The following is a 14,000-nucleotide window of genomic DNA, read 5'->3' as shown; positions in this document are numbered from 1 at the left end:
ACGGGTGCCGGGCGTCGGGCACCGCCCGGGGCCCCCAGGTCCGCCGGGTCCACCCGGTCCGCCGTCGAGCTTCGCGTCGTTGCGGCGGTCTCGGACGGCGGCCGGTGCCCGAACACGCTCCCCGAGCTGCCGGTGCCGGTTACTTGCGGTGTGGTGGTGGGCTCCCGTTCGCGCCGTTGGCGCCCTTCACGCCGTGCTCCTTGTGCGGGTGGTGCGGGTTCTTCGCGTGGGTGCGCAGGCGGGCTGTGACGTCCTCCGGGGGAAGGAAGCGGGACCAGCGCTCGGGGAACTCGGAGGGCATGTCGGGATCGTCGGGGTCGGCCTCGCGGGCGGCGGCGACGCGGGCGACGTACTCGACGACCTCCGCCTCGCGCAGCCGCACGTTGGCCGCGCGGGCGGCGGCCGTGGCCGCGGCCGGCCAGACCCGGTCGATGGCGGCGTTCACCGCCGCGCCGACGAGCACGGCGAAGGCCGACACGCCGATCCACAGGAGGACGGCGACGGAGGCGGCGAGGGAGCCGTAGATCGTGGCGCCCTCGATGGTGTTGGTGAGGTAGATGCGCAGGAGGAAGCTGCCGAGGACCCACATGGCCAGGGCGACCAGGGCGCCGGGGACGTCCTCGATCCAGGGGGAGCGGACGGGCACGGACACGTGGTACAGGGTCGTCAGGAAGACGATGGACAGGACGATGACGACCGGCCAGTACAGGACCTGGATTCCCGTCTCCGACCAGGGCACGATCCCCACCACCGCGTCCGGTCCGGCCACCATCAGCGGCAGCGCGACCGAGCCGATCAGCAGGGCCACGATGAACAGCAGGAAGGACATCATCCGGGTCTTGACGATGCCGCGGACGCCGTCGAGGCCGTACATGACGGTGATCGTGTCGATGAAGACGTTCACCGCGCGGGAGCCCGACCACAGCGCGAACAGGAAGCCGATGGAGATGACGTCCGGCCGGCCGCCCCTCATCACGTCGTGCAGGATCGGCTCGGCGATCTCCTTGACACCCTTGTCCGACAGGACCGTGCGGGAGGCCTCCAGGATGTTGTTCTCCAGGCTCTGGATGGTGTCCGCGCCGGTCCAGGCGTCGACGTAGCCGAGGAGGCCGATGAGGCTCAGCAGCAGCGGCGGCACGGACAGCAGCGTGAAGAACGCCGCCTCCGCCGCCAGACCCAGGATGCGGTACTCCATGCAGGAGTTGACGGTGTCCTTCAGCAACAGCCAGGCGGTCCTGCGCTTGGAGACGTTCCGGTAGAGGACTCTGGCCCGGTGGAGCCGGCCCGGGGGCCGCTCGGGGGTTTCACTTCCTGGCTGCACGACCTAACGGTATCCGCCGTACCGGGCCGCCCTCACCTTCCGGGGCCGGTGACCGGCGCCGACGCGCCCGTGGGCGGTGCTGTGTCACTCTGGAAGCCCCCGTCGCCGCCGTCCCGGGTAGGTTCGCAATCATGGCAGGCAACTCCACCCACACCGTGACGAACCAGCCTCCTGCGCTGGTGGGATACGACCTCTTCACCGCCGACCGGGCCCTCGTGGAGGCGGTCGGGCGGTACACCGGTCCGGACGTGCTGGACGAGGTGCGCGACGAGCTGTCCGCGCTCGGCCGGGCCTCGGGTTCGGCGCAGGTGCAGGAGTGGGCGGTGCAGGCGAACGAGCACCCGCCGCGGCTGCGCACCCACGACCGCTACGGCCACCGGATCGACGACGTCGACTTCCACCCGGCCTGGCACCGGCTGCTCGGCAAGGGGGTCGGGGCGGGGCTGACCGGCGCCTGGACGCGCCCTGCCGGGCATGTGCGCCGGGCGGCCGGGTTCCTGATCTGGACGCAGGTCGAGGCGGGCAACTGCTGCCCGCTGTCGATGACCCACGCGGCCGTACCCGCGCTGCGGGCCGACCCGGAGCTGGCAGCGGAGTGGGAGCCGCGGCTGACGTCCACGATCTACGACCGTGAGCTGCGACCCGCCGCGCAGAAGCCCGGCGCCCTCTTCGGCATGGGCATGACCGAGAAGCAGGGCGGCAGCGACGTACGGGCGAACACCACCGAGGCCCGGCCGCTCGCCGAGGCGGGGACGTACACGCTGACCGGGCACAAGTGGTTCTGCTCGGCGCCGATGTCGGACGGCTTCCTCGTCCTCGCCCAGGCCCCCGGCGGGCTCACCTGCTTCCTCGTCCCGCGTGTCCTCGCCGACGGCAGCCGCAACGTGTTCCTGATCCAGCGGCTCAAGGACAAGCTGGGCAACCGGTCCAACGCCTCCGCCGAGGTGGAGTTCGACGGCACCTGGGCCCGCCGGGTCGGCGAGGAGGGCCGCGGGGTGCGCACCATCATCGAGATGGTCACGGCGACCCGGCTGGACTGCGCGCTCGGCTCGGCGGGCCTGATGCGGCAGGCGGTGGCGCAGGCCGTCCACCACTGCACGCACCGGGAGGCCTTCGGCGGGAAGCTGCTCGACAAGCCGCTGATGCGCAACGTACTGGCGGACCTCGCACTGGAGTCCGAGGCTGCGACCGCGCTGACCCTCAGGCTCGCGGCCGCCTACGACGACGGAGGCGAGCAGGAGCGCGCCTTCCTGCGGCTCGCGGTGCCGGCCGCCAAGTACTGGATCACCAAGCGCTGCGCACCGGTGGCGGTGGAGGCCGCCGAGTGCCTGGGCGGCAACGGGTACGTCGAGGAGTCGGGGCTGCCCCGGCTGGTGCGCGAGTCGCCGCTGAACTCCATCTGGGAGGGCGCCGGGAACGTACAGGCGCTGGACGTGCTGCGGGCGCTGCAGCGCGAGCCGGGCGCCCTGGACGCCTGCCTCACCGAGATCGGGCGGGCGCACGGCGCCGACCACCGGCTGGACCGGGCGGTGAAGGACCTGTTCACCGAACTCGCCGACCTGGACGGCATCGAGGGCCGGGCCCGGCGGCTGGTCGAGCGCCTCGCACTGGTGCTCCAGGGATCACTCCTGGTACGGCACGCGCCGCCGGAGGTCGCCGACGCCTTCTGCGCCTCCCGGCTCGGCGGCGACCGGGGCGCCTCCTTCGGCACCCTGCCGTCCGGCTTGGACTTGAAGTCGGTGGTGGAGCGGGCCCGGCCGACTTCTTAAGGCACTCGCGACGCCCGTCCCAAGGGGCGCGGGGCTCTGCTGGTATGCGGCTCCGCCGCGTGGGCGCGACCAGCCACGACGGCCCCGCAGACGCCAACGCACCTCACGCCGCACCCCCTGTCGCGCCCTCGCCGAACCCCCGGAAGGGGTGGTGCTGCGCCGACACGGCACCACCCCCGCCTCATGGGCCCGTTCGAGGCCACGAACACCGCTCGGAGGCGGTGTCGTGGTCAAGTCTCAGCCACCTTCGTGCGGTTCACCAGGGTTGCAGGGGGTTGCAACTTGTTGGTGTCTGTGCGCGGAGTGTGTGCCTCCGGCATGGTCCGGGCGGCAGTATGAGAGATACAGCCGGACCGGAAACCGCCGCCGGAACGGCTTGACAAGTGTGTTCGATGCCTTTCCCGGAGGACCCCAGTGGTGAACCCGCCGATGAACGTGGCGCGCCTGGCCGCCGTGGACGCGGCGCAGGCGGCGCGGGTGCTGAGCGAGGTGCGCGAGGCCACGCTGGCAGGACATCGGGCACGGATCGCGCCCCGGCCGGTGATCGAGCAGTCCTGGGGACGGATGCTGCGCAGCGGGGTCGACCCCGACCACGACTTCAGATCCCGGCTGCTGCCCTTGGACGAAGTGCGGCGCAGACGGGAGGAGTCACCGCTCAGGCACATCCTGCCGGTGCTGCGCGAAGGTCTGCTTTCGGTCGCGGACGTGGCCCAGCACATCATGGTCGTCGCGGACGCCGAGGGCCGCGTGCTGTGGCGGGAGGGCTCCCCGCCGGTGCTGCGCAAGGCCGACGGCCTCGGGTTCCTGCTCGGCGCCGACTGGCGGGAAGACGTCGTCGGCACCAACGGCGTGGGCACCCCGGCGGTGGTGCGGCGGCCCGTGCAGGTCTTCGCCGCCGAGCACTTCGTCCGCTCGCACGCCTCCTGGACCTGTACGGGCGCTCCGATCACCGACCCCAGGGACGGCCGGCTCATCGGCGTGGTGGACGTGAGCGGCCCGCTGGAGACCATGCATCCGGCGACCCTCGCCTGGGTGGACTCAGTCGCCAAGCTCGCCGAGGCCCGCCTGCGCGAGCTGCACCTGGCCTCGCTGGAGCGGCTGCGCACGATGGCCGCCCCGGTGCTGGCCCGGCTGGACGGGCGGGCGCTGGTGGTGGACCGGGACGGCTGGGCGGCCGCCGTGACCGGGATGCCCTACGTACGGCGCCTCGCGCTGCCCAAGTCCCTTGCGCCGGGGCGCCGGTGGCTGCCCGCGCTCGGCTCGTGCGCGGTGGAGCCGCTGGCCGGGGGCTGGCTGCTGCGGGCGGCGGAGGAGGACCCGGCGTCCGCCGCCACCCGGATCGTGCTGGACCTGAGCCGGCCGGTCCGCGGCTCGGTGACCGTGACCGCCTCGGCGGGCTCCTGGTCACGCGAACTCAGTCCCCGGCACGCCGAGTTGCTCTATCTGCTCGCCGCACACCGCTCCGGGCGCGGCGCGGCGGGCCTCGCCGAGGATCTGTTCGGCGATCCCTCCAGAACAGTGACCGTAAGAGCAGAAATGTCCAGAATTCGCCGATATCTGGGGGACCTTCTACGACACCGGCCGTATCGTTTCTGCGAGGACGTGGAGGTCGAGGTGCTGCTGCCCGGCGACCTCTGCGACCTGCTCCCCCAGTCGACGGCACCGGCGGTGGCACGGCGACGGGCGGCGGTGGGGGCCGACTGACAGCGCGGGCGGCTTCCGCATATTTGCGGCGCCTTGGCCCCGCAACGCCCCTCACTGCCGTAGCATCCCTATGGGCCTCCCCACCTGCTCCTCGGTCAACGTACGGACCGCCAGGCGCAGTTGGCCCGCTCGGGAGGAAATATGAAGCATCGCGGCAGACACCGTCGGCGCAGGCGGGGCGCGGCCCTGCGTGCGGTCCTCGCCGGGACCGCGCTGGCCCTCACCGCGGCCGCCACCCTGATCAGCGCCTCGCAGGCCGGGGTCGCCGAGAACCCCGGCGCGCTCAGGCCGCTGACCTCCCCGGCGGACACCGGCCCCCTGCAACTCCAGGAGCACCTGGTACCCGCCCCCACGCTGAACCGGCTCGCCGCCTCCATGGGCCGCCCGGTCGGCGTGGACGCCGTACTGCAGGACACCGACCGCACCCTGGGCGAGGGAGCCGGCTGCACCGACGAGGACCGCGCGAGCCTGCCCGTCACCCCGGCCGCCGTCCGCGCCTACTGCTGGGACCGGGCCGATACCGCCACCACCGCCTGGCAGCCGGCCTCGGTGACCACCTCCGGGGACGCCGACGACGACGGTGTCTGGGGCACCCACCGGGTGATCCTCACCGGCTGGACCCACAGCACCACCACCGGCCCCGCCGCCGAGCGGGGCCTCGCCAGGGTCGCCTTCGTCGACGCCGACGCCCCGAGCCGCCCCGCCTACCGCTGGGTGCTCCTGGTGGTGCCCGTCGACGGCGGCCGTGACTACCGCGGCCTGGCCTCCCGTGTCTCCGGCATGGTCTGGTACCAGGACAAGCTGCTGGTCACCACCACGACCGGCAGCGCCGACGCGCTCTACGTCTACGACCTCGACCGCATCCAGCGCGCCACGGTGGACGGGCCCGCGATCGGCCGGGTGCCCGGCGGCTGGTCCGCCGACGGCTACCGGTACGTGATGCCCGCCGTCGGCTCCTACCGCTTCTCCGCCGGCCGCTGCGCCGCCTCCGGCCCGCCCTGCCCCGGCACCCTCTCCCTCGACCGCGGCACGGCACCCGACAGCCTCGTCGCCGGCGAGTGGACCGCCCCCGGCGGCGGCCGGCACGCCCGGCTGTGGCGGTACGCGTTCAGCACGGACCCCGCGCGCGGCGGCCTGCTCGCCACCGACGCCGCCGGACGGGCCGACGCGGTGGAGGCCTACCGGACGCGGACGTCAGGGATCCGGGGCGTGCTGTCGTACCGGCAGCCCGGGGCGGCACGTCCGTCCTGGTATGTGGGACGGCTGTCCGGCTCCATGGACGGCCATGGCGGGCTGTGGCGCCAGGACACGAAGGGGGCGTCGGCGGCACACTGCGGCTCGGAGGGCTCGCACCACTGCTGGGCCGCGTCCGCGGGCTCCCTGTCCTACTGGCAGGAGACCGGCGAGGTGTGGTCCCTGTCGGACCGGATGCTGTTCGCGGTGCCGCTGGCCGCGCTGGACCGGTCACTGGGCTGACGGCCCGGCCCCGGCGCCGATCGGAGTGATCTGCGCAGTGACCCGGACGATCGACAGACGGCCGGGCGGGATGATTCCCTGGCACGCATGAGCAGCGTCCCCGTCACCACCTGGTCCCTGGAACAGACCTCACCGGCCGACCTCCTGCCGTCCGCGGCCCCCGAGGGCGATGTCCGGATCGTCCGCGCCGAGGTCCCCTCCCCCGAGTTCAGCCGGTTCCTGTACGCCTCGGTCGGCGGCGACATCCACTGGACCGACCGCCTCGGCTGGACCTACGCCCGGTGGCAGGAACACCTGGACCGTCCCGGCGCGGAGACCTGGGTGGCGTACGACCGCGGCACCCCCGCCGGCTACGTCGAGCTGGACCCGCAGGACGAGGGCGTGGTCGAGATCGTCTACTTCGGTCTGATCCCGGCCTTCCGCGGCCGCCGGATCGGCGGCCCCCTGCTGTCGTACGGCACCGCCCGCGCCTGGGACCTGGCCGAGCGGTGGCCCGAGCGGACGCCGACGAAGCGGGTGTGGCTGCACACGTGCAGCAAGGACGGCGAGTTCGCGATGGACAACTACCAGCGGCGGGGCTTCAAGCTGTTCGACACGAAGGTGGAGCTGGAGCCGGACGTGGCGACGCCGGGTCCCTGGCCGGGAGCGTGACCCAGAACACTCTGTCTCGCCATTCAGAATAGTTCCGTCCAGATTATGGACAATGGTGGACTGGCCAGAGATCCCCGTGACACGCTTCCGTCATGTCTGGAACTGGAATTGCCTTGGTGAGTCGGCGGCACGTCGACCTCGGCCGCATGTCCAGCGCCATCTGTCCGGCGAGCTGACCGCCCCAGCACCGCCGACCTCCCCGTACCTGTTCCCTGCTGCGCAACGCCGCGCACGCATGCCTCCATGCGCGCGTATGCGCAGGTCAGAGCCGCTTTCCGCCTGTCCGAAGGACGTAGAACCATGGCCGCCACCCCGCAGAATCCCGCCGCGCCAGCGCCCCGCCGCAAGGTGAGCCGTCACCGCGGTGAGGGTCAGTGGGCCGTGGGTCACTTCACCCCGCTGAACGGCAACGAACAGTTCAAAAAGGACGACGACGGTCTCAATGTGCGGACACGCATTGAGACGATCTACTCCAAGCGTGGCTTCGACTCGATCGACCCCAACGACCTGCGCGGCCGGATGCGCTGGTGGGGGCTGTACACCCAGCGCAAGCCCGGGATCGACGGCGGCAAGACCGCCATCCTGGAGCCGGAGGAGCTGGACGACAAGTACTTCATGCTGCGGGTGCGGATCGACGGCGGTCGCCTCACCACCCAGCAGCTGCGCGTGATAGGCGAGATCTCGCAGGAGTTCGCGCGCGGCAGCGCGGACATCACCGACCGGCAGAACATCCAGCTGCACTGGATCCGCATCGAGGACGTCCCGGAGATCTGGAACCGCCTGGAGGCCGTCGGGCTGTCCACGACCGAGGCCTGCGGCGACTGCCCGCGTGTCGTCATCGGCTCGCCGGTCGCCGGCATCGCCGAGGACGAGATCATCGACGGCACCTGGGCGATCGACGAGATCCAGCGGCGCTACATCGGCAGCAAGGAGTTCTCCAACCTGCCCCGCAAGTTCAAGTCCGCGATCTCCGGCTCGCCCCTGCTCGACGTGGTGCACGAGATCAACGACATCGCGTTCGTCGGCGTGGAGCACCCCGAGCACGGCCCCGGCTTCGACCTGTGGGTCGGCGGCGGCCTGTCCACCAACCCGAAGATCGGCGTCCGGCTCGGCGCCTGGGTGCCGCTGGACGAGGTCCCGGACGTCTGGGCCGGCGTGATCGGCATCTTCCGCGACTACGGCTACCGGCGCCTGCGCACCCGTGCCCGCCTGAAGTTCCTGGTCGCCGACTGGGGTCCGGAGAAGTTCCGCCAGATCTTGGAGGACGAGTACCTCAAGCGCAGCCTGGTCGACGGTCCCGCGCCCGCCGAGCCCACCGAGCGCTGGCGCGACCACGTCGGTGTGCACCGGCAGCAGGACGGCCGTTTCTACGTCGGTTTCGCCCCGCGCGTCGGCCGCGTCGACGGCGCCACGCTGACGAAGATCGCCGAGGTCGCGGAGGCCCACGGCTCGGGCCGCGTCCGTACCACGGTCGAGCAGAAGATGATCGTCCTCGATGTCGAGGAGGCGCAGGTCGAACCGCTGGTCGAGGCCCTGGAGGCGCTGGACCTGACGGCCAAGCCGTCCCCGTTCCGGCGCGGCACCATGGCCTGCACCGGCATCGAGTACTGCAAGCTCGCCATCGTCGAGACCAAGCAGCGCGGCTCCTCCCTGATCGACGAACTCGAGCGCCGCATCCCGGACTTCGACGAGCCGATCACCATCAACCTCAACGGCTGCCCGAACGCCTGCGCCCGTATCCAGGTCGCGGACATCGGTCTCAAGGGCCAGCTGGTCCTCAACGACCAGGGCGAGCAGGTCGAGGGCTACCAGGTGCACCTGGGCGGCGCGCTCGGCCTGGAGGCCGGGTTCGGCCGCAAGGTCCGTGGCCTGAAGGTCACCTCCCAGGAGCTGCCCGACTACGTCGAGCGCGTCCTGAAGCGCTACCAGGCGGAGCGCGAGGACGGCGAGCGGTTCGCCACGTGGGCTGCGCGGGCTTCCGAGGAGGCGCTGTCGTGAGCGAGCGTGCGGCGCCCTTCCACTGCCCCTACTGCGGTGACGAGGACCTGCGTCCGAATGAGCAGGGCCACGGCGCCTGGGAATGCGGGGCGTGCAACCGCGCATTCCAGCTGAAGTTCCTCGGGCTGCTCGCCCGGGGTCTTCAGCGAGCCGACAACGGAGGGGACGACCGGATATGACGACGGCTCAGGAAGAGCGTACGAGCGAGGAGCTGAAGCAGCTCGCCGAGCAGGCGGGCCGCGACCTGGAGGACGCCTCCGCGATGGAGATCCTCCAGTGGGCGGTGGACACCTTCGGCAAGCGGTTCTGCGTGACCTCGTCCATGGAGGACGCGGTGGTCGCCCACCTCGCCTCCCGCGTCATGCCCGGCGTGGACGTCGTGTTCCTCGACACCGGCTACCACTTCCCGGAGACCATCGGCACCCGCGACGCGGTCGAGGCCGTGATGGACGTCAACCTCATCACCCTCACGCCGCCGCAGACGGTCGCCGAGCAGGACGCCCAGTACGGCCCGAAACTGCACGACCGTGACCCCGACCTGTGCTGCAAGCTGCGCAAGGTGCAGCCGCTGGAAGAGGGTCTGAAGGGCTACGCCGCCTGGGCGACCGGGCTGCGCCGCGACGAGTCCCCGACCCGGGCGAACACCCCGGTCGTCGGCTGGGACGAGAAGCGCCGGAAGGTCAAGATCTCCCCGATCGCCCGCTGGACGCAGGACGACGTGGACGCCTACGTGGCCGAGCACGGCGTCCTGACCAACCCGCTGCTGACGGACGGCTACGCCTCCATCGGCTGCGCCCCGTGCACCCGCCGGGTCCTGGAGGGCGAAGACGCACGCGCCGGCCGCTGGGCCGGGCGCGCCAAGACCGAGTGCGGGCTGCACGGATGACGACCACCGACAACCAGGAGAACCACGTGACCACCGGAGCCACCGTCTGGCTCACGGGTCTGCCGAGTGCCGGCAAGACCACCATCGCGTACGAGCTGGCCGGCCGGCTGCGCGAGGAGGGCCACCTCGTCGAGGTGCTCGACGGCGACGAGATCCGCGAGTTCATCTCGGCGGGCCTCGGCTTCAGCCGCGAGGACCGGCACACGAACGTGCAGCGCATCGGCTTCCTCGCCGAGCTGCTCGCCCGCAACGGCGTCAAGACGCTCGTCCCGGTGATCGCGCCCTACGCGGACAGCCGGGACGCGGTCCGCAAGCGGCACGACGAGAACGGCACGACGTACGTCGAGGTGCACGTGGCGACCCCGGTCGAGGTGTGCTCCGTACGCGACGTGAAGGGTCTGTACGCCAAGCAGGCCGCGGGCGAGCTGTCCGGGCTGACCGGGGTCGACGACCCGTACGAGGCGCCCGAGTCGCCCGATCTGCGGATCGAGTCGCAGCACCAGACCGTCCAGGAGTCCGCGGCCGCGGTCCACGCGCTGCTCACCGAAAGGGGACTGGCATGACGACGACCGTCGCCGAGGTCGAGGAGGGCAGGGGCTCCCCGTACGCCCTCTCGCACCTGGACGCCCTCGAGTCCGAGGCGGTGCACATCTTCCGCGAGGTGGCGGGCGAGTTCGAGAACCCGGTGATCCTCTTCTCCGGCGGCAAGGACTCCATCGTCATGCTGCACCTGGCGCTGAAGGCGTTCGCGCCCGCGCCGGTTCCCTTCACGCTGCTGCACGTGGACACCGGACACAACTTCCCCGAGGTCCTCGAGTACCGCGACCGTACGGTGGCCCGGCACGGCCTGCGGCTGCATGTCGCGTCCGTGCAGGACTACATCGACCGCGGTGTGCTCAAGGAGCGCCCGGACGGGACCCGCAACCCGCTGCAGACCCTGCCGCTGACCGAGAAGATCCAGGCCGAGAAGTTCGACGCGGTCTTCGGCGGCGGGCGTCGCGACGAGGAGAAGGCCCGCGCCAAGGAGCGCGTGTTCTCCCTGCGCGACGAGTTCTCGCAGTGGGACCCGCGCCGCCAGCGCCCCGAGCTGTGGAACCTGTACAACGGCCGCCACGCGCCCGGTGAACACGTCCGTGTCTTCCCGCTGTCCAACTGGACCGAGCTGGACGTCTGGCAGTACATCGCCCGCGAGGGCATCGAGCTGCCGGAGATCTACTTCGCGCACGAGCGTGAGGTGTTCGCCCGGAGCGGTATGTGGCTGACGGCGGGCGAGTGGGGCGGGCCCAAGGACGGCGAGACCGTCGAGAAGCGGCTCGTCCGGTACCGGACCGTCGGTGACATGTCCTGCACGGGTGCCGTCGACTCCGACGCCGTGACGCTGGAGCAGGTCATCACGGAGATCGCCGCCTCCCGGCTCACCGAGCGCGGCGCCACCCGCGCCGACGACAAGATGTCCGAGGCGGCGATGGAAGACCGTAAGCGCGAGGGGTACTTCTAAGCATGAGCACGACCACGGAACTCTCCGAGACGACCCTTCTGCGGTTCGCGACCGCCGGTTCGGTCGACGACGGCAAGTCCACGCTGGTGGGCCGGCTACTGCACGACTCCAAGTCGGTCCTGGTCGACCAACTGGAGGCCGTCGAGCGCGCCTCGGCAAGCCGCGGCCAGGAGGCCCCCGACCTCGCGCTGCTGACCGACGGCCTGCGGGCCGAGCGCGAGCAGGGCATCACCATCGACGTGGCCTACCGCTACTTCGCCACGCCGCGGCGCCGGTTCATCCTGGCCGACACGCCGGGCCATGTGCAGTACACCCGCAACATGGTGACGGGTGCCTCCACGGCCGAGCTGACGGTGATCCTGGTCGACGCCCGCAACGGTGTCGTCGAGCAGACCCGCCGCCATGCCGCGATCGCCGCGCTCCTGCGCGTCCCGCACGTGGTCCTCGCCGTCAACAAGATGGACCTCGTCGGCTACCAGGAGTCCGTGTTCGCCGCGATCGCCGAGGAGTTCACGGCGTACGCGCTGGAGCTGGGCGTCCCGGAGATCACCGCGATCCCGATCTCGGCGCTCGCCGGCGACAACGTGGTGGACCCGTCCGCGACCATGGACTGGTACGGCGGCCCGACCTTCCTCGAGCACCTGGAGACGGTCCCGGTCGCCCACGACCTGAGCCACTGCCACGCCCGGCTGCCGGTGCAGTACGTGATCCGGCCGCAGACCGCCGAGCACCCGGACTACCGGGGCTACGCGGGCCAGATCGCCGCCGGTACGTTCCGGGTGGGCGATCCGGTCACCGTCCTGCCCTCCGGCCGCACCACGACGATCTCCGGCATCGACCTGCTCGGCACGCCGGTCGGCGTGGCCTGGACGACGCAGTCGGTGACCGTGCTGCTGGCCGACGACATCGACGTCTCGCGCGGCGACCTGATCGTGCCGACCAAGGACGCGCCGGCCACCACGCAGGACGTGGAGGCGACCGTCTGCCACGTCGCCGACCAGCCGCTGACCGTCGGGCACCGGGTGCTGCTCAAGCACGGCACCCGCACGGTCAAGGCGATCGTCAAGGACATCCCGTCCCGCCTCACCCTCGACGACCTCTCCCTGCACCCGCACCCGGGACAGCTCGTCGCCAACGACATCGGCCGGGTCAAGATCCGCACCGCGGAACCGCTGCCGGTCGACTCCTACGCCGACTCGCGCCGTACGGGCTCCTTCATCCTGATCGACCCGAGCGACGGCACCACGCTCACCGCGGGCATGGTCGGCGAGTCCTTCGCCGCCCCCGACCCGGTCAGGGACGAGACCGAAGACGACGGCTGGGACTTCTGACCATGAACCCGACCGATGTCTACTCGACCTTCGCGAAGGAGGGCGGCCGCATCGGCAGCGGCGCCCTCGGCAGCGGACAGGGCGGGGTGGCGCGATGTGTGCGTTGACGTACGCGCACTGCCTGCGCGCCCTCACCCCCCACCCGACGTCCCGGATGCGACGAAGACCTGCCGACCTCCCGGCCACGACCTGAGAGACCGTGACCGCCGGGCCAACGAGAGGAACGCCTCCCGTGCCTGCCAACCGCTCACTTCTGCTTCGCCGCGGCATAGCCGCCCTCGCCGCACTCCCCCTGCTCACGCTCGCAGCTTGCAGCTACGGGTCCGAGTCCAAGAACGACACCTCCGACGCGAAGATCGCCGCCGGGGCCAAGAAGATCGACGGACTGGACTCCGTCAAGATCGGCTACTTCGGCAACCTCACCCACGCCACCGCGCTGGTCGGCAACCAGAAGGGCTTCTTCCAGAAGGAGCTGGGCGCGACCAAGGCCGACTACCAGCTCTTCAACGCGGGTCCGTCCGAGATCGAGGCGCTGAACTCGAAGTCCATCGACATCGGCTGGATCGGCCCGTCCCCGGCGATCAACGGCTACACCAAGTCCGAGGGCAAGAACCTGCGCATCATCGGCGGTTCGGCCTCCGGCGGTGTGAAGCTGGTGGTCGACCCGAAGAAGATCAAGTCCCTGAAGGACGTCAAGGGCAAGAAGATCGCCACGCCTCAGCTGGGCAACACCCAGGACGTGGCGTTCCTCAACTGGGTTGCCGAGCAGGGCTGGAAGGTCGACGCACAGAGCGGCAAGGGTGACGTCTCCGTCGTCCGCACGGACAACAAGGTGACCCCGGACGCCTTCAAGTCCGGCTCCATCGACGGCGCCTGGGTGCCGGAGCCGACCGCGTCCAAGCTGGTCGCCGAGGGCGGCAAGGTACTGCTGGACGAGGCCTCGCTGTGGCCGGACAAGAAGTTCGTGATCACGAACATCATCGTGTCGCAGAGCTTCCTCAAGGCGCACCCGAAGGCCGTCGAGGCGGTGCTGAAGGCGTCGGTCGAGACCAACAAGTGGATCAACGCCAACCCGGACCAGGCGAAGGCCGCCGCGAACAAGCAGCTGGGCCTCGACGCCGGCAAGGAGCTGCCGGCGGGCGTCCTCGACCCGGCCTGGAAGTCCATCCGGTTCACCGACGACCCGCTGGCCGCGACCCTCGGCACCGAGGCGCAGCACGCCGTCAAGGCGGGCCTGCTGGAGAACCCGAAGCTGGACGGCATCTACGACCTCACCCTCCTGAACAAGGTCCTCAAGGCCCAGGGCGGGAGCACCGTCAGCGACGCCGGACTCGGCACCAAGTAAGTTCCGAAGCCGGTGAGTTCC

General features: G+C 71.2%; 13 protein-coding genes. 12 read left to right on the top strand and 1 reads right to left on the bottom strand.

Translation table 11 applies throughout. From position 1 onward, the window contains the following. Positions 1 to 139: 139 nt before the first annotated feature. On the bottom strand, positions 140 to 1,321 hold the full coding sequence (locus AQI88_RS14100; protein ID WP_208615780.1) for a YihY/virulence factor BrkB family protein: 1,182 nt from the start codon (positions 1,319 to 1,321) through the stop codon (positions 140 to 142). A gap of 131 nt (positions 1,322 to 1,452) precedes the next feature. On the opposite strand from AQI88_RS14100, the gene AQI88_RS14095 reads away from it, so the two are divergent. The 12 genes from AQI88_RS14095 to AQI88_RS14045 all read left to right on the top strand — a co-directional run bounded on the left by AQI88_RS14095 (position 1,453) and on the right by AQI88_RS14045 (position 13,979). Next, complete coding sequence (locus tag AQI88_RS14095) at positions 1,453 to 3,090, top strand: acyl-CoA dehydrogenase family protein (protein ID WP_066997604.1); 1,638 nt, start codon at positions 1,453 to 1,455, stop codon at positions 3,088 to 3,090. A gap of 429 nt (positions 3,091 to 3,519) precedes the next feature. Beyond that, positions 3,520 to 4,794: a GAF domain-containing protein gene (locus AQI88_RS14090; protein ID WP_208615779.1), complete on the top strand. Its 1,275-nt coding sequence runs from the start codon at positions 3,520 to 3,522 to the stop codon at positions 4,792 to 4,794. Between the two features lie 141 nt (positions 4,795 to 4,935). Beyond that, positions 4,936 to 6,270, top strand: coding sequence for a hypothetical protein (locus tag AQI88_RS14085; RefSeq protein WP_066997598.1), 1,335 nt, complete (start codon positions 4,936 to 4,938; stop codon positions 6,268 to 6,270). 87 nt (positions 6,271 to 6,357) lie between these two features. Then, positions 6,358 to 6,921, top strand: a complete 564-nt coding sequence (locus AQI88_RS14080; RefSeq protein ID WP_066997595.1) for a GNAT family N-acetyltransferase — start codon at positions 6,358 to 6,360, stop codon at positions 6,919 to 6,921. Positions 6,922 to 7,013: 92 nt separating this feature from the next. After that, the gene (locus tag AQI88_RS48785; RefSeq protein ID WP_309486338.1) at positions 7,014 to 7,097 is read left to right on the top strand and encodes a putative leader peptide; all 84 of its coding nucleotides are present in this window, start codon (positions 7,014 to 7,016) and stop codon (positions 7,095 to 7,097) included. Positions 7,098 to 7,221: 124 nt separating this feature from the next. After that, entirely contained in the window at positions 7,222 to 8,919 is a 1,698-nt protein-coding gene (locus AQI88_RS14075) for a nitrite/sulfite reductase (RefSeq protein ID WP_066997593.1), read from the top strand. After that, positions 8,916 to 9,098, top strand: a complete 183-nt coding sequence (locus AQI88_RS14070) for a hypothetical protein (RefSeq protein WP_066997590.1) — start codon at positions 8,916 to 8,918, stop codon at positions 9,096 to 9,098. Before AQI88_RS14075 ends, AQI88_RS14070 begins: the two co-directional genes overlap by 4 nt. Continuing rightward, entirely contained in the window at positions 9,095 to 9,805 is a 711-nt protein-coding gene (locus AQI88_RS14065) for a phosphoadenylyl-sulfate reductase (RefSeq protein ID WP_066997587.1), read from the top strand. Before AQI88_RS14070 ends, AQI88_RS14065 begins: the two co-directional genes overlap by 4 nt. Continuing rightward, a complete protein-coding gene (gene cysC / locus AQI88_RS14060; RefSeq protein WP_079057561.1) occupies positions 9,802 to 10,368 on the top strand; it encodes an adenylyl-sulfate kinase in 567 nt (188 codons plus the stop codon). The genes AQI88_RS14065 and cysC overlap by 4 nt, the downstream gene beginning before the upstream one ends. Then, positions 10,365 to 11,303 carry a sulfate adenylyltransferase subunit CysD gene (gene cysD, locus AQI88_RS14055; protein ID WP_066997585.1) on the top strand — a complete coding sequence of 313 codons (939 nt, stop codon included), beginning with the start codon at positions 10,365 to 10,367 and terminating at the stop codon, positions 11,301 to 11,303. The genes cysC and cysD overlap by 4 nt, the downstream gene beginning before the upstream one ends. Before the next feature lie 2 nt (positions 11,304 to 11,305). After that, positions 11,306 to 12,634: a sulfate adenylyltransferase subunit 1 gene (locus AQI88_RS14050; RefSeq protein WP_066997582.1), complete on the top strand. Its 1,329-nt coding sequence runs from the start codon at positions 11,306 to 11,308 to the stop codon at positions 12,632 to 12,634. 232 nt (positions 12,635 to 12,866) lie between these two features. Further along, positions 12,867 to 13,979 (top strand): aliphatic sulfonate ABC transporter substrate-binding protein, encoded by a 1,113-nt coding sequence (locus AQI88_RS14045; RefSeq protein ID WP_066997579.1) that lies wholly within the window; start codon positions 12,867 to 12,869, stop codon positions 13,977 to 13,979. Positions 13,980 to 14,000: the final 21 nt, after the last annotated feature.

Source organism: Streptomyces cellostaticus (genome assembly GCF_001513965.1).
Lineage (GTDB): Bacteria > Actinomycetota > Actinomycetes > Streptomycetales > Streptomycetaceae > Streptomyces > Streptomyces cellostaticus.
Note: the sequence above shows the minus strand (reverse complement) of the source record. Positions and strands in the feature narration are given on the sequence as shown.

Excerpts from the sequence above, each read along its gene's own strand:
- AQI88_RS14095 (WP_066997604.1), top strand. The coding sequence starts at position 1,453 with ATGGCAGGCAACTCCACCCACACCGTGACGAACCAGCCTCCTGCGCTG.
- AQI88_RS48785 (WP_309486338.1), top strand. The coding sequence starts at position 7,014 with ATGTCTGGAACTGGAATTGCCTTGGTGAGTCGGCGGCACGTCGACCTC.
- cysD (WP_066997585.1), top strand. The coding sequence starts at position 10,365 with ATGACGACGACCGTCGCCGAGGTCGAGGAGGGCAGGGGCTCCCCGTAC.
- AQI88_RS14050 (WP_066997582.1), top strand. The coding sequence starts at position 11,306 with ATGAGCACGACCACGGAACTCTCCGAGACGACCCTTCTGCGGTTCGCG.
- AQI88_RS14075 (WP_066997593.1), top strand. The coding sequence starts at position 7,222 with ATGGCCGCCACCCCGCAGAATCCCGCCGCGCCAGCGCCCCGCCGCAAG.
- AQI88_RS14080 (WP_066997595.1), top strand. The coding sequence starts at position 6,358 with ATGAGCAGCGTCCCCGTCACCACCTGGTCCCTGGAACAGACCTCACCG.
- AQI88_RS14090 (WP_208615779.1), top strand. The coding sequence starts at position 3,520 with ATGAACGTGGCGCGCCTGGCCGCCGTGGACGCGGCGCAGGCGGCGCGG.
- cysC (WP_079057561.1), top strand. The coding sequence starts at position 9,802 with ATGACGACCACCGACAACCAGGAGAACCACGTGACCACCGGAGCCACC.
- AQI88_RS14065 (WP_066997587.1), top strand. The coding sequence starts at position 9,095 with ATGACGACGGCTCAGGAAGAGCGTACGAGCGAGGAGCTGAAGCAGCTC.
- AQI88_RS14085 (WP_066997598.1), top strand. The coding sequence starts at position 4,936 with ATGAAGCATCGCGGCAGACACCGTCGGCGCAGGCGGGGCGCGGCCCTG.